Origin of the sequence: Pseudarthrobacter sp. L1SW (assembly GCF_020809045.1) — a bacterium.
Classification (GTDB): Bacteria; Actinomycetota; Actinomycetes; order Actinomycetales; family Micrococcaceae; genus Arthrobacter.
This window is the reverse complement of sequence record NZ_CP078079.1, coordinates 1,630,504-1,652,676: the sequence shown is the minus strand read 5'-3', so window position 1 is coordinate 1,652,676 and position 22,173 is coordinate 1,630,504. Positions and strand designations below refer to the sequence as shown.

The 22,173-nt window shown below is 66.1% G+C and carries 21 protein-coding genes; all 21 read right to left on the bottom strand.

The features are described 5' to 3' along the window. Nucleotides 1-12 precede the first annotated feature (12 nt). On the bottom strand, nucleotides 13-939 hold the full coding sequence (locus KTR40_RS07595) for an RluA family pseudouridine synthase (RefSeq protein WP_139028882.1): 927 nt from the start codon (nucleotides 937-939) through the stop codon (nucleotides 13-15). 4 nt (nucleotides 940-943) lie between these two features. Next, complete coding sequence (gene lspA / locus KTR40_RS07590; protein ID WP_228405763.1) at nucleotides 944-1,516, bottom strand: signal peptidase II; 573 nt, start codon at nucleotides 1,514-1,516, stop codon at nucleotides 944-946. Between the two features lie 91 nt (nucleotides 1,517-1,607). After that, nucleotides 1,608-2,300, bottom strand: a complete 693-nt coding sequence (locus KTR40_RS07585) for a DivIVA domain-containing protein (protein WP_228405762.1) — start codon at nucleotides 2,298-2,300, stop codon at nucleotides 1,608-1,610. A 178-nt stretch (nucleotides 2,301-2,478) separates the two neighbouring features. Next, nucleotides 2,479-2,766: a YggT family protein gene (locus KTR40_RS07580; protein WP_139028864.1), complete on the bottom strand. Its 288-nt coding sequence runs from the start codon at nucleotides 2,764-2,766 to the stop codon at nucleotides 2,479-2,481. Nucleotides 2,767-2,886: 120 nt separating this feature from the next. Further along, the gene (locus KTR40_RS07575; RefSeq protein ID WP_139028863.1) at nucleotides 2,887-3,417 is read right to left on the bottom strand and encodes a cell division protein SepF; all 531 of its coding nucleotides are present in this window, start codon (nucleotides 3,415-3,417) and stop codon (nucleotides 2,887-2,889) included. A 90-nt stretch (nucleotides 3,418-3,507) separates the two neighbouring features. Further along, on the bottom strand, nucleotides 3,508-4,278 hold the full coding sequence (locus tag KTR40_RS07570) for a YggS family pyridoxal phosphate-dependent enzyme (protein WP_228405761.1): 771 nt from the start codon (nucleotides 4,276-4,278) through the stop codon (nucleotides 3,508-3,510). Further along, nucleotides 4,271-4,960 carry a polyphenol oxidase family protein gene (locus KTR40_RS07565; RefSeq protein WP_139028861.1) on the bottom strand — a complete coding sequence of 230 codons (690 nt, stop codon included), beginning with the start codon at nucleotides 4,958-4,960 and terminating at the stop codon, nucleotides 4,271-4,273. Before KTR40_RS07565 ends, KTR40_RS07570 begins: the two co-directional genes overlap by 8 nt. 8 nt (nucleotides 4,961-4,968) lie before the next feature. Beyond that, on the bottom strand, nucleotides 4,969-6,207 hold the full coding sequence (gene ftsZ / locus KTR40_RS07560) for a cell division protein FtsZ (protein WP_228405760.1): 1,239 nt from the start codon (nucleotides 6,205-6,207) through the stop codon (nucleotides 4,969-4,971). Nucleotides 6,208-6,391: 184 nt separating this feature from the next. Beyond that, nucleotides 6,392-7,339 carry a cell division protein FtsQ/DivIB gene (locus KTR40_RS07555; RefSeq protein ID WP_228405759.1) on the bottom strand — a complete coding sequence of 316 codons (948 nt, stop codon included), beginning with the start codon at nucleotides 7,337-7,339 and terminating at the stop codon, nucleotides 6,392-6,394. Further along, entirely contained in the window at nucleotides 7,332-8,708 is a 1,377-nt protein-coding gene (gene murC, locus KTR40_RS07550; protein ID WP_228405758.1) for a UDP-N-acetylmuramate--L-alanine ligase, read from the bottom strand. The genes KTR40_RS07555 and murC overlap by 8 nt, the downstream gene beginning before the upstream one ends. Further along, the gene (gene murG / locus KTR40_RS07545; protein ID WP_139028857.1) at nucleotides 8,705-9,805 is read right to left on the bottom strand and encodes an undecaprenyldiphospho-muramoylpentapeptide beta-N-acetylglucosaminyltransferase; all 1,101 of its coding nucleotides are present in this window, start codon (nucleotides 9,803-9,805) and stop codon (nucleotides 8,705-8,707) included. The genes murC and murG overlap by 4 nt, the downstream gene beginning before the upstream one ends. 6 nt (nucleotides 9,806-9,811) lie before the next feature. Next, nucleotides 9,812-11,152, bottom strand: coding sequence for a putative lipid II flippase FtsW (ftsW, locus tag KTR40_RS07540; RefSeq protein WP_139028856.1), 1,341 nt, complete (start codon nucleotides 11,150-11,152; stop codon nucleotides 9,812-9,814). Nucleotides 11,153-11,154: 2 nt separating this feature from the next. Continuing rightward, a complete protein-coding gene (murD, locus tag KTR40_RS07535) occupies nucleotides 11,155-12,729 on the bottom strand; it encodes a UDP-N-acetylmuramoyl-L-alanine--D-glutamate ligase (protein WP_228405757.1) in 1,575 nt (524 codons plus the stop codon). Then, nucleotides 12,711-13,820, bottom strand: a complete 1,110-nt coding sequence (gene mraY / locus KTR40_RS07530; RefSeq protein WP_139028854.1) for a phospho-N-acetylmuramoyl-pentapeptide-transferase — start codon at nucleotides 13,818-13,820, stop codon at nucleotides 12,711-12,713. The genes murD and mraY overlap by 19 nt, the downstream gene beginning before the upstream one ends. Then, the gene (murF, locus tag KTR40_RS07525; RefSeq protein ID WP_228405756.1) at nucleotides 13,817-15,283 is read right to left on the bottom strand and encodes a UDP-N-acetylmuramoyl-tripeptide--D-alanyl-D-alanine ligase; all 1,467 of its coding nucleotides are present in this window, start codon (nucleotides 15,281-15,283) and stop codon (nucleotides 13,817-13,819) included. Before murF ends, mraY begins: the two co-directional genes overlap by 4 nt. A 6-nt stretch (nucleotides 15,284-15,289) precedes the next feature. Then, nucleotides 15,290-16,966, bottom strand: coding sequence for a UDP-N-acetylmuramoyl-L-alanyl-D-glutamate--2,6-diaminopimelate ligase (locus tag KTR40_RS07520; RefSeq protein WP_370633178.1), 1,677 nt, complete (start codon nucleotides 16,964-16,966; stop codon nucleotides 15,290-15,292). 82 nt (nucleotides 16,967-17,048) lie between these two features. Then, the gene (locus tag KTR40_RS07515; protein ID WP_228405755.1) at nucleotides 17,049-18,845 is read right to left on the bottom strand and encodes a penicillin-binding protein 2; all 1,797 of its coding nucleotides are present in this window, start codon (nucleotides 18,843-18,845) and stop codon (nucleotides 17,049-17,051) included. A gap of 50 nt (nucleotides 18,846-18,895) precedes the next feature. Then, a complete protein-coding gene (locus KTR40_RS07510; RefSeq protein ID WP_228405754.1) occupies nucleotides 18,896-19,624 on the bottom strand; it encodes a hypothetical protein in 729 nt (242 codons plus the stop codon). Further along, complete coding sequence (gene rsmH / locus KTR40_RS07505) at nucleotides 19,621-20,613, bottom strand: 16S rRNA (cytosine(1402)-N(4))-methyltransferase RsmH (RefSeq protein WP_139028849.1); 993 nt, start codon at nucleotides 20,611-20,613, stop codon at nucleotides 19,621-19,623. The genes KTR40_RS07510 and rsmH overlap by 4 nt, the downstream gene beginning before the upstream one ends. 165 nt (nucleotides 20,614-20,778) lie before the next feature. Further along, complete coding sequence (gene mraZ, locus KTR40_RS07500; RefSeq protein WP_009358613.1) at nucleotides 20,779-21,207, bottom strand: division/cell wall cluster transcriptional repressor MraZ; 429 nt, start codon at nucleotides 21,205-21,207, stop codon at nucleotides 20,779-20,781. A 395-nt stretch (nucleotides 21,208-21,602) separates the two neighbouring features. Continuing rightward, complete coding sequence (locus KTR40_RS07495; protein WP_139028848.1) at nucleotides 21,603-21,980, bottom strand: DUF3040 domain-containing protein; 378 nt, start codon at nucleotides 21,978-21,980, stop codon at nucleotides 21,603-21,605. Nucleotides 21,981-22,173: the final 193 nt, after the last annotated feature.

Below are 22,173 nucleotides of genomic sequence, written 5' to 3'. Positions count from 1 at the left end.
GGCTGGACCGCGTCAGGCCTTGCCGGACGCGAGCACTTCCAGGGCAAACGCGAGGTCCTGCGGGTAGTCGCTGCTGACCCGGACCGGTTCCCCGGTCACCGGGTGGTCGAATCCCAGTTCCCGGGCGTGCAGCCACTGCCGCGTCAGGCCAAGGGTGGCAGCAAGCCGCGGATCGGCACCGTACGTCAGGTCTCCGGCGCAGGGGTGCCGAAGGGCGGCAAAGTGGACGCGGATCTGGTGGGTGCGGCCCGTCTCCAGGTGGACTTCGACCAGGCTGGCTTTGCCAAAGGCTTCAAGCACTTCGTAGTGCGTGACGGAGTGGCGCCCGTCCTCGATCACGGCGAAACGCCAGTCGTGCCCCGGGTGCCGGCCGATGGGTGCATCGATGGTTCCAACCAGCGGATCCGGAAGGCCCTGGACAACGGCGTGGTAGACCTTGTCCACCGTGCGCTCCTTGAATGCCCGCTTCAGGGCGGTGTAGGCGCGCTCGGACTTCGCCACCACCATGACACCCGACGTTCCGACGTCGAGCCTGTGCACGATGCCGGCACGCTCCGGCGACCCGGAGGTGGAGATGCGGTAGCCGGCCCCGGCCAGGCCGCCCACCACAGTGGGCCCCACCCACCCCGGTGACGGATGGGCGGCGACGCCCACGGGCTTGTCAACCACGACGAAATCCTCGTCATCGAGCAGGATTTTCAGGCCTTCCACAACTTCCTCCACGACTTCCAGGGGGTCACGCCGTTCCGGCCTGCTGACCTGGAGCACATCGCCTGCCACCAGCTTCTCCGACTTGCCCAGCGTCTTGCCCTTGCTCTGCACATGGCCCTCCGCAAGGAGCGAGGCGGCGAGGGAACGCGAAATGCCAAGCAGGCCGGCAAGGCCGGCATCCGCCCGGGCTCCCCCATATTCATCACCAACGACAATCCGCTCAGGCATCGTTTCAGGCATCGCCGGACGTGTCCTTGCGTTCTGAGGTCAGCCGGCTTCCGTCCAGTGCTATGCCCCGAAGTGTCAGGATGCAGATGATGGCCACGGCGGAAACAACCGCCGAGTCGGCGATGTTGAAGATCGCGAAGTTGGGAAGCTGGATGAAATCCACCACATGGCCCATGCCGAAGGACGGTTCCCGGAACAGCCGGTCGGTAAGGTTGCCCAGGGCGCCGCCCAGCAGCAGGCCCAGCGCCAGGGACCACCAGAGCGATCCCAGTTTTCGGATCTGGAACAGAATGGCCACAGCCACCGCGGCCATGATGATGGAGAACACCCAGGTGACGTTTTCGCCGATGGAAAACGCAGCGCCGGAGTTCCGGATGAAGTACCAGTGCAGCAGTGGCGGCAAGACGGGGATCCGTTCGCCTTCCACCATGCTGGACGTGACCCACAGCTTGGTGAGCTGGTCAAGGATGTAGGCGAAAAGCGCAAACCCTGCGAAGACGGACAGCAGCACCGCGCGGCCTGGGCGCGGGGCAGGTGGGACAGGGCGTGCGGAGTCCGCAGCGAGTTCGTCAGTCATGGTGCTTTCGTTCGTAAAACCGGTGTCAATGCCAAAAGCCGGTGGCCGAGGAATCCTCAGCCACCGGCTTTCAGAATACGTGCTTGACGGATTAGTTGGCTTCGCTGACTTCCGGCGTAGCCACGGAACCACGGGCATCCAGGTCGCGCAGCTGGCCTTCGATGTAGGCCTTCAGGCGTGAGCGGTAGTCGCGCTCGAAGCCGCGGAGCTGCTCAACCTTGCGTTCCAGGACGGAGCGCTGCTGCTCAAGGGCACCGAGGATCTTGCGGGACTTCTCCTGTGCATCGTTGACCAGGCTGCTGGCTTCGATCTGCGCCTCGGCGATGATCTTGTCCTTCTGGGCCTGGCCATCGGCGACGTGGCGGTCGTGCATCTGCTGGGCCATGGCCAGCAGGCCAGCTGCGGACTCAGCCGAAGGGGTTGCGACGGCGGCAGCGGTGGAGGCTGCTGGGGCTGCGGCGGCAGGAGCGGACGGCTGAACGTCCTTCTTCTTCGCGGCTTCCGCGGCCTTGGCTTCGGCTTCCGCCTTTTCGCGTGCCTCATCCTTGTCGGCCTTGACGGGCGCGGGGACCTTCTCCACGACGGGGGAAGCAGCCGAGCTGGCCGGAACGCTGGACCCGGCTTCGGCGAGCTTCTTGCGAAGTTCGTCGTTCTCCTGGTTCAGGCGGCGGAGCTCAACAACGATCTCGTCCAGGAAGTCATCAACTTCGTCCTGGTCGTAGCCCTCGCGGAACTTGGTCGGCTGAAAGCGCTTGTTGACAACGTCTTCTGGCGTCAAAGCCATCTGGTCACCTCACTGGTCTAGTTAGTCAGTAGGCCTTCCGGCCGTCAAAACTACGGTACCTAAATTTGGTCTGGTTACTCTAATTCAACACTGCGGTGTCAAACACGAGTTTTCTTCGCTTCACAGTAGCTGTTCCCGGACGGGTCCACCCTGCGCTGCTAGGTCTGTTTCGGGTAAATCAGGCAAGGCCCCTGGTGATCCCCATCGCAATGCTGACTGCAATGAAGAGGATCAGGAAACCCAGGTCCAGGGAGATGCCGCCCAATCGCAGGGGCGGGATCAGCCGGCGCAGCACTTTCAGGGGCGGATCGGTGATCGAATACACGGCGTGGGCCACCACCAGGGCGACGCCCCGTGGACGCCATTCCCGCGCAAACATCTGGACCCAGTCAAAGACCAGCCTGATGATCAGTGCGACAAAGAACAGGAGCAACGCGAGATAGACAAGTCCGAAAGCGATTCCCATGACTTAATCCATATCTCCATGTCCATGTGCGCACCGCGGCACGCTGCCGATGTGTCCCGTCTATTTCAGCACAGATGCCAGACAGGTGTCCCTGTCTGGCATCCACGCACCACCTGGTGCTCAGCTTTGGTTGAAGAAGCTTGCCTGTGTTTCGCTGGCTTTCTTGTCATCGCCAATGACTTCGACGTACGACGGCGACAGCAGGAAGACCTTGTTGGTGACCCGCTCAATGCTCCCGCGGAGTCCGAAAACCAGGCCTGCGGAAAAGTCCACCAGGCGCTTGGCATCGGCCTCCCCCATGTCCGTAACGTTCATGATCACCGGAATGCCGTCCCGGAAGCTCTCGCCGATGAGCTTGGCATCGTTGTAGGAGCGGGGGTGGATCGTGGTGATCTGGCGCAGTCCGCTGGTTTCTTCGCGGCTCGAGGCCGCTCGTTTGATCGGAGTCACTGGGGCGCGGTATTCCTCTTCGGGGGCGTAGGACGTTTCGCGGCTGACCTCGCGGACGGGTGCAGGTGCACGGCGCTCCTCGCGGTCAGCTTCCATCGTTTCGTCCTCATCCTTACGTGTTGACTGGTGCTCGGACTCGTAATGCTCATCGCCGTCGGCGAGCCCAAGATAGATCATTGTCTTGCGCAGAGCGCCGGCCATGGTCGACTCCTAATCGTGTCCCTTATGCGGGCCGCCCAATGACTTGACAGCACTGGAGTCCCCCGCCCATCACTTCCAATAGGACCGACGCTACCCCACCGGGGGACGCGATCCGAGAATATCGGAACCGATTCGCAGGTGTGTCGCCCCGAAGGATATGGCCGCTTCAAGGTCCTGGCTCATGCCGGCGGAGATCGCGCTGGCACCGGGATGCTGTGCCACCAGCATTGCCGACAACCCTGCCAGCTTCTCGAAGGCGGGTCCGGGCGGCGCGCCCAGGGGTGCCACTGCCATCACGCCTGCCAGGCGAAGGCCCTCCTCTGCTGCTATCCGGTCGGCCAGCAGTGGAATGTCGGACGGGGCGGCGCCACCGCGGTGGGCACCGGCGTCGTCCTCCAGGCTGACCTGGATGAAGCAGTCCAGCGGCGCCCGGCCGGTGCTGTCCTGCTGGATCCGCACCGCCTTGGCCAGGGCCTCCACGAGCTGGGGCCGGTCCACGGAATGGACGGCGGCGGCATAGCGCACCACGGACTTGGCCTTCTTGGTCTGCAGCTGTCCAACAAAGTGCCAGGTGAGTCCGCAGTCGGCCAGGAGCTCCGCCTTCGCGGCCGCCTCCTGGTCGCGGTTTTCCCCGACGTCGGTGACCCCCAGGGACGCGAGCCGCCGGATATCCTCGGCGGGGTGGAACTTGGTGACCACGATCAGCGCGGGGAGCTCGTCTGCACGTCCGGCCGCGGCGGCGGCAGCCCTGATGCGGCCCCTGACAGCCTCCAGCCGTCCGGACAGCTCTGTGGTACGTGGATCCTCGCCGAGCGGATCCCGGCGGCCGGCCTCGCCGTCGTCAGCGGAAGGCTCACCCATGGCACCAGACCAGGCCTGCGAAACGCCCCGTGTTCCTGTCTCGGCGGTACGAGTACAGCGAATCCGTCTCGAACGTGCATTGACCGGCGTATTCGACGTCAACCCCCGCGCGCTCCAGCTGGCTCCGGGCACCGGCCGGCAGGTCCAGCGCAGGCGTACCCCAGGACGTAGTGGACAGCGTCGCCGGCACGAGGGCGGCCACCTCGTCCCGCAGCGCCGCCGGAACTTCGTAACAGTTGCCGCAGATGGAGGGCCCAAGCCAGGCCTTTATGGCCGAAGCGCCCAGGGACCTCATGCTGTCCACCGCCGAAGGGATGACGCCGTTGGCTACGCCCGGCCGGCCCGCATGCACGGCAGCCAGGACCGGACCGTCGGCAGACTCACCGGCGAGCAGGACAGGAATGCAGTCAGCCACCATGACGGCGAGCGGCAGCCCGCGCGAAACCATGCCGTCCGCCTGTGGGGCCGCGCTTGCCCGCTCCATCACGGCAACGGCCGTTCCATGAACCTGGTCCATGAACCGCAGGCCCTCAGGCCCGATACCCGCGGCGGCCTCAAGCTGTTCACGGCGCCGCAGCACTGCCCGGGGGTCGTCGCCCACGTGCAGTGCGAGGTTGCCGGCGCCGCTGTCAGTGAACGCCGCCGAGACCCCGGGCAGGATCTCGGCGCGCCAATGGAACAAGCCGCGGCCTACTTCAGGAAGTCGGGGACATCCAGGTCATCCGAGTGGCTGCCGGTCAGGTCAGGTTCCACAACGGAGGGAAGGTCCACGTCGAAGCCGGAGTCAGCGGGAACGGCGGACGGGCGCTGCTGCCCCCAGTTACTGAGGCCTGCTGCCCCTACTCCTGCATGGACAGGCTGGACGTGCGCCTGGTGGTTACCGCCGGACGGGGCCTGGGACGGGGCGGGAGCCGCAGCCGGAGCGGCGGGCCGCTGGGGCGCCACCTGGGGCTGCGACTGGTCCATGGACGGCGAGGTGGCCTTGACGTCGTCGAACCCTGCGGCAATGACCGTCACGCGGGCTTCGTCGCCCAGGGCATCGTCGATGACGGCACCGAAGATGATGTTGGCTTCCGGGTGGGCGACTTCCTGCACCAGGCGGGCGGCCTCGTTGATCTCGAACAGGCCAAGGTCCGAACCGCCCTGGATGGACAGCAGGACACCGTGGGCGCCGTCGATCGAGGCCTCCAGCAGCGGGGACGCGATGGCCAGTTCGGCAGCCTTCACCGCACGGTCCTCGCCGCGCGCGGAGCCGATGCCCATGAGCGCGGAACCCGCACCCTGCATAACGGACTTCACGTCCGCGAAGTCGAGGTTGATCAGGCCCGGGGTGGTGATGAGGTCCGTGATGCCCTGGACACCGGAGAGCAGCACCTGGTCCGCAGAGCGGAAGGCATCGAGCACCGAAACGTTGCGGTCGCTTATGGACAGGAGGCGGTCGTTGGGGATCACGATCAGGGTGTCCACCTCGTCACGCAGGGCGTCGATGCCGGCTTCTGCGGAGCCGGCGCGACGGCGGCCTTCGAAGGTGAAGGGGCGGGTGACCACGCCAATGGTCAGCGCGCCCAGGGAACGGGCAATGCGTGCGACGACGGGGGCGCCGCCGGTGCCGGTGCCGCCGCCTTCGCCGGCAGTCACGAACACCATGTCGGCGCCGCGGAGGACTTCCTCGATCTCATCCGCGTGGTCCTCGGCCGCCTGCTTGCCCACCTCGGGGTTGGCGCCTGCTCCGAGCCCGCGGGTCAGCTCGCGTCCGACGTCGAGCTTTACATCCGCGTCGCTCATGAGCAGGGCCTGGGCGTCGGTATTGATGGCGATGAATTCAACACCTCGGAGGCCGACCTCGATCATGCGGTTGACTGCGTTCACGCCACCGCCGCCGATGCCGACGACTTTGATGACGGCCAAGTAATTCTGCGGAGCTGCCACGTTACGTGTCCCTTGTTCGTGTCTTATTGCGAAAACTGATGGAGAGCTTGAAGCCTGCAACCTTAACCTTCGAGTTGAAGGTTATAGTTATGTCAAGTAACTCATGTCTGTGACGGTATTTCCTCTGGTTGCCACATTCAATAACCGGCTCCGCGTGTCGGATTAATACCGGGAAAGAAAGCGCTCAGCGGGTCACCGGGTGCCGGGGCACGCTCACGTCGTAGACCCTGACGGGGTTCTTGGGGTCGGCCGGAACTTTCAGGAGTGCGGCCAGGACCTTGGCCTTGAGTTCCTTTTCGCCGGCGTTGCCCCAGATGATGGTCTGGCCGTCCACGAGCTTGAGTTCCACCGCGTCCACCGACTGGGCGGAGGCGTTGGAGAGCTTGGCGAGCACGTCCGCCGGCAGGGCGCCCAGGACTGCGGCCGTGGCGCGGAAGAGATCCTGGCCGATGGTGCCCGCGCCGCCGTCGATCACCGGGAGCGACACCGACGCAGGATCGGCCGTGGCTGCCAGCTGCACGCCGTCGACGTCCACCAGCTGGTATTGCTCCCCCTGCTTGACCAGGGCTACCGGAACCCTTTCCCGCACTGCCACGGCGAGGCCAGACGGGGGCCTCGCCTGCGCGGACACGGACTTGACCTGGACCAGGGGTTCGAGCAGCCGGGCCACCTCTTCGTCGGTGACCTGGGGCAACGGCTTGCCCTGCAGCGGCTCAAGCGCGGCCTGCACCTGGGCAGGGGTCAGCAGGTGCGTCCCGGATACCGAAATGGTCTGGACGGCCAGGACCGGCGAAAAAATGGCCGCCGCCAGCAGCCCCGCCACGACGGCCAGGAGGATGCCGGCCGCGGTCAGGATATTCCGCTTCCGCCGCTTTCCTTTCGGCTCGGGGAAAGCCACCACGTTCGCCCCGGCCGTGCCGGACGCCGCCGGGGGTTCCGCTTTGTTCCCCTTGCCCTTGCCGCGGCCGAAGCCCGGAACGCCGGCCTTGGCAGGCTGCCGGGGCTTCTTCGGCTTGTGCGGTTTGTCTGGAGCGGGCTCCGGGACACTCCGGGATGCGGAAATGACGTCGTCGCCGCCTCCTCCACCGGCCCGGCCGGTGGACGTGTAGGTGGGCCGGCGGGTGCTAGCCACGCAGCGCCTCGACGATCTGCGGCCCATAGGCTGTGACATCACCGGCGCCGGCGGTCACCACAATGTCCCCGTCGGCCGCGGCGGAAGCCAGGACTGCCACGGCATCCGCGGCCGCCACCAGCCGGCCGCCCTGGTCCAGGTGGTCGGCTATGAGTTGGCTGGTCACGCCCGGGATGGGATCTTCGCGGGCGGGATAGATGTCCAGCACCAGGGCGGTGTCGGCAAGGTTGAGGGCATCAGCGAACTCCTGTGCGAATTCGCGGGTGCGGGAAAACAGGTGCGGCTGGAAAAGGACATGCACCTTGTGGTCCCCCGCAACGGAGCGGGCCGCGGCGAGGGCAGCGCGCACTTCGGTCGGGTGGTGGGCGTAGTCGTCGAACACGCGCACTCCCCTTCCCTCGCCTTTGAACTCAAAACGCCGGGAGGCACCGGAAAAGTGCGCAAGGGCGCCGGCCGCAACGCCGGGGTCAACTCCCAGTTCAAGGGCGACGGCGAAGGCGGCCGCCGCGTTCAGCGCGTTGTGCCGCCCGGGCACCTGCAGGGCAAGCGGGTAGCGGCCTGACGGTGTGGACACGGCCGTACTGCCCGGACCGCCGTCGTGCAGCACGAGGTCCGCACCCTCCGCGGTTCCGTAGAGCACCACGCGGGCGGTGCCCCGCTGACGGGTCCTTTCGGCAAGGGCCAGCGCGCCGGCGTCGTCCGCGCAGGCAACGAGCACCCCGTCCGCGGGCAGCAGCGCCGTGAACCGGTCAAAGGACTCGTACACGGCCTCGGCCGTACCGTAGTGGTCCAGGTGGTCCGGCTCCACGTTGGTGACCACGGCGATCCGGGGCCGGTAGTTGAGGAAGGATCCATCGGACTCGTCGGCCTCCGCCACAAAGATCCCGGAGCTTCCATGGGCAGCGTTGACGCCGAGCGAGGGAACGTTGGCGCCGATGGCGAACGAGGGGTCCAGTCCCGCGCCCTGCAGCAGGACGGTGACCATGGAGGTGGTGGTGGACTTTCCGTGGGTTCCCGCGACGGTCACCACCGTGTCACCACCCATGGTGGCGGCCAGCGCCTCGGACCGGTGGAGGACCGGCAGGCCGGCCGCCTTGGCAGCAAGGATCTCGGGGTTGTCCGCGCGGATGGCGGAGCCTGCCACGACCGTCTGGGCGTCGCCCAGGTTCGCGGCGGCATACCCGACGGCGATGCGCGCACCGGCCGCTGCGAGGTCCGCCATCACGGGCAAGTCCTTGGCGTCGGAGCCGCTGACCGGTACGCCGCGGGCCACCATGATCCTGGCCACGGCTGACATGCCGACGCCTCCGATGCCCACGAAGTGGACCCTGCCCAGCGATTCGAGGCTGGGGATCGCTGCGTGGTTCATGCTTTCACCGCTTCCAGGATGAGATCAGCCATCCGCTGATCGGCGTTTCGGATGCCAAGCCGGTAGGAACTGGCTGCCATGGCGGCGAGCCGTGCCTGGTCCGTCACGAGCGGAACCAGTTCTTTGTCCACCCACTCGGCGGTGAAGTCGCGGTCATTGACCAGGAGCGCGCCGCCGGCAGCAACCAGTCCGGCAGCGTTCAGTGCCTGCTCGCCGTTGCCGATGGGCAGGGGCACCAGGACCGCGGGTACCCCCACAGCAGCAACTTCGCAGACGGTGGCCGCACCGGAACGTGCCAGGAGGACGTCAGCCGCAGCGTACGCAAGTTCCATGCCGTCGACGTATTCCACCTGACGGTAGCCGTCAGCGGCAAGCGGCTTTCCGGCACCGTCCAGGACGGTCTTGCCGCGCCCGGTGATGTGCAGGGTCTGGATGCCTGCGCCGGCCAGGCGCTCCACGGCGGCGGCGATGGTCCTGTTGATGCTCTGCGCTCCGGAGGATCCCCCGGTGACGATCAGCGCCGGCCGTGCAGGGTCAAGGCCGAGTGCCTGCCGGGCGGCGCTGCGGGAGGCAGCCCTGTCCAGCCCCGAAATCTCGGTACGCATCGGCATGCCCACGTGGACTGCATGCCGGAGAGGGGTGTTGGCGAAGGCGACGGCGACCCTGTGGGTCATCATGGCGCCCACCCGGTTTGCGAGGCCCGGGCGGGCATTTGCCTCGTGGATGACAATGGGGATGCGGCGTTTGCGGGCAGCCAGGTACATGGGCGTGCACACGTAGCCGCCCACCCCCACCAGGACGTCCGCGGCAGCTTTGTCCAGGATGGCTCCGGCCTGGCGTACGGCACCGGCAAGGCGCGCGGGAAGCCGCACGAGGTCAGCCGAAGGCTTCCGCGGGAACGGAACCCTGTCGATGGTGGCCAGCTCAACCCCTGCCGCGGGGACAAGCCTGGTTTCCATCCCGGACGGCGTGCCGACGGCTAGGATGGCGGCATCGGGTGATGCGCTCCGCAGGGCAGCGGCAATGGCGAGCAGCGGGCTGATGTGCCCGGCGGTGCCGCCGCCTGCCAGGACGATGGATGGGGTCTTGGAGGTCATGGAGGGCTAGGCACGCTTTCTTGCAGTCTTCTTCCGGGCCGCGTCTTTCCGCGCCGGCTTGGCCTTGAACTTGAGCATCCGCTTGGGACGGATGGACGGGGCCATCTGCTCCCTGGCCAGGGAGAGCACCACCCCGATGGCGCAGAGCGACATCAGCAGGGCGGATCCGCCGTAGGAAATGAACGGCAGGGGCACGCCGATCACGGGCATCAGGCCAGTCACCACGGACATGTTGACCGTAGCCTGCCCCAGCAGCCACACCATGATGGTGCCGGCCAGCACCCGGTGGAACATGTCCGCCTGCGCCACCACCACGCGGTAGATCGCCGCGCCCAGGATGGCGAACAGGATGAGGACGACGACGGTCCCCACCAGTCCGAGCTCCTCGCCGATGATGGCAAAAATGAAGTCGTTGTGGGCTTCGGGGATCCAGCTGTACTTCTGCCGGCTTTGCCCCAGCCCTACGCCGAACCAGCCTCCCGAGGCGAGCCCGTAAAGCCCGTTGGTGGCCTGGTAGTTGGCGTCGATGCCGTCGGCGCAGGACTCGCCGGTCCACCAGGAGGTGATGCGGCACATGCGGTTTGAACTGGTCACGGCCATGACAGCTGTTCCGGCGGCTGCCACCAGGCCCGCGATGCCGAAGAGATACAGGGGCGCCCCGGCGAAGAAGAGGGCGGCAGCGGTAATCATCATGATGATCATGGCCGTTCCGAGGTCGTTGCCCACCAGGACCAGCACAACGATGATGATGGCCATCGGGACGGCGGGGACGGCCACATGCTGCCAGCGGCTGAGGAGCTTGCCCTTCCTGGCAAGGACGGTGGCCATCCACAGCGCGAGGGCCAGCTTGGACGCTTCGGACGGCTGGAAGGTGATGCCGCCGAGGTCGATCCAGTTCTTGTTGCCGTTGACCTCCGTGCCCACAAGCTGCACGAGTCCCAGGAGGGCCAGGGCCGCGATGATCGCCGGCCACGCCAGCCGCCTGAGCCATACGACGTTCACCCGGGAAAGGACGAACATGGTGAAGATGCCGATCCCGGCGAACATGCCCTGCTTCAGCGCGTCCCCGTACGGGGACTTCCCGGCGGCGATCGATTCGACACTGGAGGCGGAGAGCACCATCATGATGCCGATCGCCGTCAGCGCCAGGGTGGACCCCAGGATGAGGTAGTAGGTGGAGCCGTTCCTGGAGGTGCCGGTTCCTTCCAGGGCCGACCAGAACTTCCGGTAGCCGGCACGGAGGCGGGTAACGGCTGTCGCAGGCCGGGTGGCCGGTGATGCCGAGGAACCGGGACGTGGCTTGCCGGCCTGCTGCTGGGCCGGCGGTCGTGTTGGCGTGCTGACCATTGTTACTCCTCGCCGGTCTGGGCCTGCCCTTCCACCAGCTCGCGGACAGCTTCGATGAAAGTGTCACCACGGTGAGCGTAGGAAGAGAACTGATCCATGGAAGCAGCTGCCGGGGCCATCAGCACAGTATCGCCGGAGCCGGCCAGCTGGGCTGCTGACGCAACCGCCCGGGCCATCACCGGCTTCCCGGCTGCGGGGGAACCGGCCTGGATGCCGTCTGTTGCAGCAGTCTGCACCTGTTCAGTGTCACCCGCCGCCGGCTGGATCACCGGGACATCGGGCGCGTGTCGCGCGAGGGCGCCGGCCAGTGCGGACGTATCTGTCCCGATCAGGACCACCGCCTTGAGCCGGTGCGCGTGCTCCCGCACAAGGTCGTCGTAGGTCACGCCCTTGGAGAGGCCTCCCGCGATCCAGATGACGTTGTTGAATGCGGCGAGTGACGCGGCTGCCGCATGCGGGTTGGTGGCCTTGGAATCGTTGATCCACAGGACTCCGTTGTGGCGGGCGACCGGCTGGATGCGGTGGTCCCCGGGAACATAGTCCTGGATCCCCTGCCGCACGGCTTTGGGCTCCACGCCGTACGCGCGGACCAGGCCTGCCGCCGCCAGGGCGTTGGCCACCATGTGCCGCGGCGCAATGGCGCCAAGGTCGGCCATCGAAGCGAGCTCCGCGGCGCTGTCCCTCCGCTCTTCGATGAACGCGCGGTCCACCAACAGGCCTTCCACCACGCCGAGCATGCTGATGGCGGGGGTAAGGGTGGTGAAGCCCACCGCCCGGCAACCCTCCACCACATCGGCGTTTTCCACCATGCGTTCTGTTTCGATCTGCTCGGCGTTGTAGAGGCAGGCCTTTTGGGTGCGTTCGTAGACCTTGGCCTTGTCCGCAAGGTAGGAGTCGTAGGAGCCATGCCAGTCAACGTGGTCCTCGGCGACGTTGAGGCACACGCTGGCCACGGGTGAGATCGACTCGGACCAGTGCAGCTGGAAACTGGAGAGTTCCACGGCGAAAACGTCGTACTCCACCGGGTCCCTGAGGGCATCCAGGATCGGGGTACCCACGTTGCCCACGGCGATGGCCTTCAGTCCGGCGGCGCGCAGCATGGATTCGGTGAGGCCCACCGTGGTGGTCTTGCCGTTGGTGCCGGTGATCGCCAGCCAGTCCGCCGTCTTGCGGCCTTCCCGCATGCGCACCCGCCAGGCGAGTTCGACGTCGCCCCACACCGGGATGTGCGCACGTGCAGCGGCGGCGAGCAGGGCCTGGTCGGGCCGCCAGCCAGGCGATGTCACGATCAGCTCCGGAAGCTTGCCGTCGATCTTGGGCAGGTGGGCCACTGCGTCATCCCCGAGCAGGACGTCGGCGGCGCCAACGATCTTCAGGGTATCGGCGTGGGCTTTCGCAGTGTCGCTGGTGGCGGCGTCAACCACCACCACGCGGGCACCGAGTTCAATCAGCGTGTCAGCGGCGGCGAACCCGGAGACCCCAATGCCGGTGACTGCGACCCGCAGCCCGGCCCAGTCGGAATCCCAGCTCACGAGCTCCTGGAGGCGGGGGGAAACGGTCACAGCAGCACAACCCATTCAGCGTAGAAAATTCCCAGGCCCACGGCGACGAAAAGTCCACCGAGGATCCAGAACCGGACCACCACCGTCACCTCAGCCCACCCCTTCAGTTCAAAGTGGTGCTGCAGCGGTGCCATCTTGAAGACGCGTTTACCGCCGGTGGCCTTGAAGTAACCCACCTGGATGATTACCGAAAGGGTGATCAGGACGAACAGCCCGCCGATGATTCCCAGTAGCAGTTCGGTCCTGGAGAGGATGGCGAAACCTGCGATTGCGCCGCCGATGGCGAGGGAGCCGGTATCGCCCATGAAAATCTTGGCTGGCGAGGTGTTCCACCACAGGAATCCGACCAGGGCGGCGCTCATGATGGCGGCCAGCAGGGCCAAATCCAGCGGGTCCCGGACCGTGTAGCACCCGCTGCCGGCCTCCCGGGGTGACCCGCAGGCCTGGTTGCTTTGCCAGATGCCCATGAGGGTATACGCGCCGAAAACCATGACCGAGGCCCCGGCAGCCAGACCGTCAAGGCCGTCCGTCAGGTTCACCCCGTTGGTTGCCGCGGTGACGATCAGGTTGGACCAGATGACGAAGAGGATGGCGCCCAGCACGGTTCCGCCGAAGGCGAGGTCCAGCCAGGGCAGGTCCCGGACCAGGGAAATCTTGGTGGAGGCCGGCGCGAGGCCGTCCTCATCGGGGAAGTTGAGGGCAAGCACGGCGAAAATGACGCCCACTGCTGCCTGCAGGATGAGCTTCGCTTTGGCATTGAGCCCCAGGCTGCGCTGCCGCGAGATTTTGATGAAGTCATCCAGGAATCCGACCAGCCCCATTCCGACCATGAGGAACAGCAGGATCAGGGCGGAGGCGGAAGGGCCTGGGGAATCCGGATTCACCATGAGCATGATGAGGTGCGTCAGCCCGTAACTCAGCAGGACCGCTGCCACCACCACGGTTCCGCCCATGGTGGGTGTTCCGCGTTTGGTGTGGTGGGACGTCGGGCCGTCGTCGCGGATGAACTGGCCGTAGCCGCGGCGGACCAGGAGCCGGATGAACAGCGGCGTGCCCACCAGGGAGCAGAGGAGGGCCAGCCCGGCGCCGATCAAAAGTGCAATCACAGCAGTGTGCTCCTTTCGTCGGCGGGCTGCGGGGTTTGTGGGGGTAATGCTATCCGATCGCCCAAATGGCGAAGCCCCACGCTGTTGGAGGACTTGAACAGCACCAGGTCGCCGGGTTCGAGTTCCGCTTGCAGCAGCTCGTAGGCGTCGTCGGCGGTCTCGGCGAAGACGCATTCGTCTCCCCAGGAGCCTTCCTGGACGGCAGATACGTAAAGGGCCCGGGCTTCCCGGCCCACTACCACCAGCCGGGAAATGTTGAGGCGCACTACTTGGGTGCCTACGGCTGTATGCTCCCGGATCGAATCCTCGCCGAGTTCGAGCATGGCGCCCAGGACCGCCCAGGTGCGCCTGCCGCGGCCGAGGTCGGCCAGTGTCCGCAGGGCCGCGCGCATCGACTCGGGGTTGGCGTTGTAGGCGTCGTTGATGACGGTGACGCCGTCCTCCCGCTCGGTGCGCTCCATGCGCCAGCGGCTGGTTGCCGCCTGGTTGCCCAGGGCGTCGGCAATGTCCGGGCCCGCAACCCCTGCTGCCCAGGCAGCTGCCGCAGCGGCAAGCAGGTTGCTGACATGGTGGGCGCCGATCAGCCGGCTGCTGACGTGGTAGGTCGTGTCCCCACCGGGAAGGAGGAGGTCGAATTCCGGGTGGCCCTCCGCGTTGGTGTCCGCGTGGAGCGCCTGCACGGCGGCGTCGGGCCGGCCTTCGGCAGAGAATCCGACGACGGCCGCTGAGGTGCGGGCGCGCATCTCCGCAACCCTCTCGTCGTCGAGGTTGATGATGGCGGTCCCGGAGGCTGCCAGGCCTTCCACGAGTTCGCCCTTGGCACGGGCGATGTTCTCAACTCCCCCGAATTCGCCGGCGTGCGCTGTCCCCACGCCGAGCACCACGCCGATGTCCGGTTTGACCATCTCGGCCAGGTACTCAATGTGGCCGATGCCGGTGGCACCCATCTCGATCACGAGGTAGCGGGTATCAGCTCCGGCGGTGAAGACCGTGAGCGGCACCCCGATTTCACCGTTGTAGGACCCCCGCGGCGCCACTGTGGCACCCTGCCGGGAAAGTATGCCGGCGAGGAGGTCCTTGGTGGTGGTCTTTCCGGCCGAACCGGTGATGCCGATAACTGTCAGGTCGTCGTTGGCTTCCGCGCGGGCGGCGCGGATCCTGCGGACAACTTCCGCGGCCAGCGCCCCCATCGCGAGCACGGCGTCGGGAACCACCACGGCGGGGTACGGAGTACCGTCCGGGGCTGCTACTGCGCGCTCCACGAGTGCCAGGGTTGCGCCCGCGGTGAAGGCGGCTTCGACGAAGTCGTGCCCGTCCGCGTACTCGCCGGGTTTTGCGACGTACAGGGACCCCGGCGTGGCTTCGCGGGAATCGGTGACCACCGAAAGAGGCGTGATCCCGGGCTCGGCGTCCAGGCGCCCTTTAGTGATGTCGGCGATTTCCGCCGCAGTAAATGCAATCATCTCGGTCTAGGACTCTATCCGGTCGTCTTGGAGAACGTTGAATCCCCTGGCTGTCAAGGCGCTGCGCAGCTCCACCCTGTCATCCAGTGCGAGGTTGACGCCTTTGACCTCCTGCCAGACCTCGTGGCCGCGGCCGGCAACCAGGATGGTGTCCTGGGGCCGTGCGAGTTCCACGGCGCGCTGGATGGCCTGGTCACGGGGAAAAACCTCCAGCACCTGGCAGGGCAGGGACTCGCTGGCCTGGGCTTCCAGGGCCCCCGCGAGGACGTCGGCGCGGATGGCTGCCGCGTCCTCGTCGTGGGGGTCGTCGTCGGTGACGATCACGGTGTCTGCGAGCCGGGCGGCGATCGCGCCCATTGCGGGGCGTTTGCCCTGGTCGCGCTGGCCCGTGGCACCGAACACCACGATCAGCCGGGAACCCTGTTCCGGGGACCGGACGGCTTCCAGCGCCCTGGCCAGTGCGTCCGTGTTGTGCGCAAAGTCCACCACGGCGGCGGGCTGCTCGGAGACCAGCTGCATGCGCCCCGGTACCGCCACGGTGAAGGGGTCGCCCTGATCCAGCGCAACCTGCAGCGTCGCGGCGTCAACTCCGCCGGCAATAACCATCACCACGGCGAGTGCTGCGTTGGCCACGTTGAAGCTGCCGGGAAGTCCCGTGTGGACGTTCAGGATGGTTTGGCCGGGCCCGGTGAGGGTGAACTCCGTGCCAAGCCCGCGCGGCCTTGTCCCAGTGACGGTCCAGTCGGCACTGTTCCCGGGCACCGTGCTGAGTGTGGTGACAGGCACCCCGGTGCGGCCTGCGAGGCGGCGCCCCCATTCGTCGTCGACCGTTACCACTGCTGTCCGCGCACGGGCGGGCGTGAAGAGCTCGGCCTTCGTGGCGAAGTAGTCCTCCATGGTGTGGTGCAGGTCAAGATGGTCCTGGGTGAGGTTCGTAAATCCGGCTACATCGAACTGCACCCCGTCCACCCGCTGGTAGGAGATGGCGTGCGAGGAAACTTCCATTGCAGCCGCAGCAAGCCCGTTCTCCTGCATCAGCGCCAGCAGACCGTGGACGTCCGGGGACTCCGGCGTGGTCAGGACGCTCGGAACCGGTGGGCCGCCGGCGAGGATCTCGATGGTGCCGATCAGGCCGGACTTTTTGCCGAGGGACCTCAGCAGCGAGGTGATGAAGTAGGTGGTGGTGGTTTTGCCGTTCGTGCCCGTCACGCCGAACAGCTGCAGCGGCGCCCCCTCCCGGCTGCGGCGGTAGATCATGGCGGACAACGGGCCCACCGCGTTCCGCGGAGCATCAACCACCAGCACCGGAACCGACGTGTCGGAGGACAGGGCAAGGAGGCGGGCACCGGCGTCGTCCGTCACAATGGCCGCGGCTCCAGCCGCAATGGCCTGGGCAGCGAAGTCGGCCCCGTGGCGGGTTGCGCCCGGAAGGGCGACGTACAGGTCACCCCGTTCCACCGTCCGGGAGTTCAACGAAATGCCGGTCACCGCCACACCGGCGGAGGTTCCCGGAACTGTGACGCCGACCGCCTCGCCGATGCTGTCCAGCCGGACGGCATCAACAACGGACGGCCGGAAACGGGGCTGGCCCGATACCACCGGCGCAGGTCCCTGCGGGGCTTGTTCGTCCTGTGCAGGTCCCTGCGGGGTTGCACTGTGGTGGGACGGATTGAACTCTGACAAGGGATCTCCGATGGTGCTAGTGGACCGTGCCCGGCATGGATGAACCGTAGCAGCGGCGGCTGCTCCGGATGCTGCCGGGGTGTTACTTGGCGAACTGGGGCAGTCTGGCCGGTTCACCAGTTGATGGCTGGACGTTGTAGGTCCGCAGTGCCTGGCTCATGACCGACCGGAAGACCGGCCCGTTGGTAATCCCGTAGATGCTTCCCTTGGGCCGCTGGAGTACCACCTCCACAATAAACCGCGGATCATCCATGGGTGCCATGCCCACCATGGAGGCCGTGTAGCCGCAGAACCCTGACTTGCCGTCGTCGCACGGAGACTCGGAGGTGCCCGTCTTGGCTCCCACCCGGTAGCCGTCGATGCCCGCGTCCTTGATCTGCCCCTCGGTGACTGCGCTTTCGAGGATGTCCTGGACCTGCTGGGCGGTGTCCTCGGAGACGACCCGCCGCGGTTCCGCGGCCGGAACCTTCTCCTCTGTTCCGTCAGCGGACACGTAGGAGTCGATCAGGCGCGGCTGGAGCATCACCCCGTTGTTTGCGATGGACTGGAACGCACGTACGGTCTGCAGCGTGGACTGCGAGACGCCCTGCCCGAACAGGACTGTGTATTCCTGCCGGCCGTCCCACTGTTCCCAAGGCGTCAGGATGCCCGAGGCCGTGGCAGGCAGTCCGATATCCGGGGCCTCGCCCACTCCGAACTTCTTCAGCCAGTCATAGCGCTGTTCCTTGCTCAGGCGCTGCCCGGCCATGACGGTGCCGGTGTTCATCGAATAGCCCAGGATGCCGGCCAGGGTCCGCTCCTCGGTTCCATGGGCAAAAGAGTCACTGAAGGTCTGTCCGTCCACCGTGTAGGTGGGTCCAAGGGTGAAGGTATCGAGGGGCTTGGCTTTGCCTTCCTCGATGAGGGCGGCCGCCGTCATCATCTTCTCCACGGAACCGGGCTCATAGGCCGCCGTCACGGCACGGACGCCGCGGTCCTTGGCGGCCACCCTGCCCGGGTCATTCGGGTCCGGCGAATTCGTGTCGGCCATGGCAACCAGGTTGCCCGTCTTGACGTCCATCACGATGATGACGCCCCACTCGGCGCCCAGTTTGTCCGACTGGCTTTGGATCGCCTGCTGGGCGAAATACTGGAGGTCCGAGTTGAGGGTGAGCTTGACGTCCTTGCCGTCCTGCGGCGGCGTCAGTTCGTCCACCCCCACAGGGATGCGCAGGCCGTCGGCCCCGATCTCGAACAGCCGTTTGCCGTCCGAGCCCTTCAGGACTTCGTCCTGGGTCTGTTCGATGCCGGCCTGGCCGGTGGTGCCGTCCTGGAGGAAGCCGATGATGCCGCCGGCAACAGAGCCGTTGGGATAGACGCGCTTGCTGACGCCTTCCGTGACGATGCCGGGAATCTGCAGCTGCGAGATGCGGTCCTCGACGTCAGGCTTTACGTCCTTGGCCACGATGTAATACGGCTGCTGGCCGGTCACGGCCTCGCGGATGGCGTCCTTCTCCATGCCGAGGGCAGCAGCCAGTTCCGTCAGCCCTTGTTCCCGGCTGACGTCAACCAGCTTCTCCTTGGCGTCGTCCAGGCGCTTGAAGTTCTCGGTTTTTGTGTTGACCCTCTGGTCCACCACCACGTTGTAGCGGATCACGCTGTTGGCCAACACCGTGCCCCGGGAGTCCAGGATGCTGCCCCGTTCGGCCGGCAGGACGGTTTGCTTCATCCGGCTGTTGAGGGCGGCTTCCGCCATGCCCCCTACATCGAGTCCCTGGACAAGGAAGAGCTTGCCGCCCACCACCAGCAGGAGCGTCAGCATGATGCCGAGCCCCAGGCGCAGGCGCCTGGTGGCGTTGGGCACCTTGCTGTTGACTGCCTTGCCGGACCTCTGCGCCACCGTGAATTCCCTTGCTGCTCGATCCTGCTGCCTGTCAGACCTGCCGTGTGTTACTGCCCGGGCACCTTCTGCTCGGGTGCGGGAACGGATCCGCCGTGGAGCTCCACCGCGGCAGCTGCTGCGGCTGCCGGTGCGGGAACGCCGGCAGGCGGACCTGCGGGAGCGGGCGCCTCTGGAGTCGCCGCCCTGGATCCCGCAGCTTCGGCTGCTGCGGCACCCTGGGCAGCTGGGGCTGCCGCTTCTGTGGGTTTGCGGCTGGCCAGCGGTTCGCCCTTGGTTGCCGGCGGAACCACAATCAGCTGGCCGGGCACGGCGGGTGCTGGAATGATGGCCCCTCCGGAGCTGCCCTTAACTGCCGGTGTCGCCTTGCCCGTGACGGACAGGGTGGACAGGTCGATCTGGCCCTTGATGGTGGAGGCGACCATGCCGAGCTCCGACGCTTTGGCGGCCAGGTTCTGGGGCGCCTCGAAGTTTTGCACCTGCTGGGTGAGGTCCTGGTTCTGCTTGGTCAGTGTGCTTTGCCTGGCCCGCAGCTCCACCAACTGGTACTGCGCCGTGGACACCGAGATGTTCAACACCAGCACGGCCACCAACGCCACGGCGAGCATGGCGAAGCACAGGACTACGAAAGGTGCGCGGCGCTTGCGGGGTACGGTGCGGACCACGGACAGCGGCGTCCGGCCCTTCCGGCCGTCTCCGGGAGCCTGTGCCGGAAGGGCCCTGCTGGCCGCCGAACTGCCGGTTGCGGCGGGAAAGTTCTTGACGGCAGCGGTGCTCATGCAGCTCTCCTGGCTCTGATTCGTTCCGCCGCGCGCAGCCTTGCTGATGCGGCGCGCGGGTTTTCGGCGATTTCGACGGCGGTGGGCACCTCAGTGCCTTTGGTCAGGGTCTTCAGCTCGGCCTTGTGCTCTTCCAGCTCAACCGGGAAGCCGAGCGGGGCCGAGGATTTGGAACGGGCCTGCAGGACGCCCTTGACGATCTTGTCCTCAAGGGAGTGGTAGGACATGACCACAATGCGTCCGCCCAGCGCCAAGGAGTCCACGGCGGCCGGCACGGCACGCTCAAGGACGTCGAGTTCTTCGTTGACCTCGATCCGCAGCGCCTGGAAAGTGCGCTTGGCAGGGTGCCCACCGGACTTGGCGGCCGCTGCCGGAACCACCGCCCGGATCTGCTCCACGAGCTCACCGGTTGTGGTGAACGGCTTGGTGGCACGGGCGGCGACAATCCTGTTGGCGATCCGCCCGGCGAACTTCTCCTCGCCCCACTTCCGGATGATCCTGACGAGTTCCTCTTCGCTGTAGTTGTTCACCACGTCCGCGGCAGTCTGGCCGCGGCTGGTGTCCATCCTCATGTCCAGCGGGGCGTCGAAGGAGTAGGCGAAACCGCGTTCGCGTTCGTCCAGTTGAAGGGAAGACACACCAAGGTCCATCAGGATGCCGTGGACCTCGGAAACGCCCAGGTCCGCCAGGACATCCCGTATCTCGTCGTAGACGGCATGTACCAGGTCCGTGCGGGCCGCGAACGGTGCCAGCCTCTCGCCGGCGAGGGCGAGGGCTTCCTCATCCCGGTCTATGCCGATCAGGTGCAGATCCGGAAAGCGCTGCAGCATGGCCTCGGAGTGGCCGCCCATGCCCAGGGTCGCGTCCACTACCACCGGCGTTTCGCCGCGGAGCCTGGCCGCCTCGAATCCAGGTGCCAACAAATTGATGCACCGATCCCGAAGGACCGGCACATGGCGTTCGGACGTTGGCTTCGGGTGTTCGTTCATGCCTCGTCCTTTCTCGCCGTCGGTGTCGCCTTGGGGTGCTTCTGGGACCAGATCCCCATCCGCGCCTATCGTCCGCCAGCCTGGCTCCGGGGAAGTGAGCCAGGATGGCCAGCCGATGGGCGGCTGGAGATCTCATCCAAGAAGCTGCCTGCTGTCCCGTTCCGGTCAGAGAATGCCCGGAATGGGGTCATCAGTTTCGGAGAAGGCTGTTTCCTTCTCCGCGAGGTACTCGTTCCAGGCCTGGGCATCCCAGATCTCGGCCCGGGATCCGGCGCCTATCACGGCCAGTTCCCTGCCGAGGCCTGCGTACTCCCGGAGCGCGGGTGGAATGGTAACGCGCCCCTGCTTGTCAGGTACCTCGTCAGAGGCTCCAGAGAGAAAGACGCGGATATAGTCACGTGCCTGCTTTGAGGAGATTGGCGCCTCCCGCATTTGCTCGTGGACCCGCGCAAATTCCTTCTCACTGAAGACGTAGATGCAACGCTCCTGGCCCCTCGTGAGCACCAGCCCGCTGGCAAGTTCCTCCCGGAACTTCGCGGGGAGAATGATCCGCCCCTTTTCATCCAGACGTGGCGAGTGAGTGCCCAGAAACACTGGCCCACCGCCTGTCCGCTGTCAGGAACTGCACATCCCCTATGTTGCAACCACCCTCTTATGTCCTCCACATTACTCCACTTTCCCCCACAGTCAACGCAAACCCGGCTGGTGAGCGGCCTAGTTATGGGAAAAGAACGGCGAAATTGCAAGGATTCATGGCGGTGGTGGAAAGTGGAGGACTTTTCCATGCAGGGGTGCCACCTCCTCCCCGGGCGCGGCATCCAGCTGCCGGTGAAACCGCTGGTGGCGCCGCAGTATTGTCCGTGCGCCGGCCTTTTCAATGCGGCCCGCCGATTAAATGCGAAAAGACCCGCCATATGGCGGGTCTTTTCGCATTGCCCCTTCGACGGGGAGCGAAGTGGAGGTGCCGGGAGTAATTCGGCGGGAGGCGTTTAGGGTTCCCCCCTGCGCCTTTCGTCCCACCGTTCCTCAAGGCTGCTCATAAAGGAACTCCTGGACTTGCCCGGCTTTCGGCCGCTGGCCTTGGAGCCCGGCTTTGTCCCGGCCGAACTGCTGCGCATGGTGGCGAAATAGACGCCACCGCCCATCACCACAAAGCCAAGGACTCCGACGAAGATATTTTGGAGAGTGACACCCACGAGTAACAGGAAGACGCCAGCCAGGGCGCAGAGGACGCCAATCACCACGTGCCTCGTGGACCATGAACGCCCCGGGTCTGAACCCATGGAATTCGCGAACTTCGGGTCGTCCTCGTGAAGCTGCTTCTCCAGCTGCTCAAGCAGCTTCTGTTCGTGCTCCGACAGCGGCATCACGACCTCCTTTTGTAGGCCAACGTCCGGGCTGATCCCAGCCACTACTTCTGCACCCTTAACGGCTGTTATGCCTAAGAGGTTCCCGCTCCGCCTGCCAAGGCGGAGATCGGTAACCCGGCATGCCGTCGCAGGAGCGGGAGCATGTCCAAGAGGGTCCGGCAGTAAGTCCAGTCACTCGAAAACTATGTAT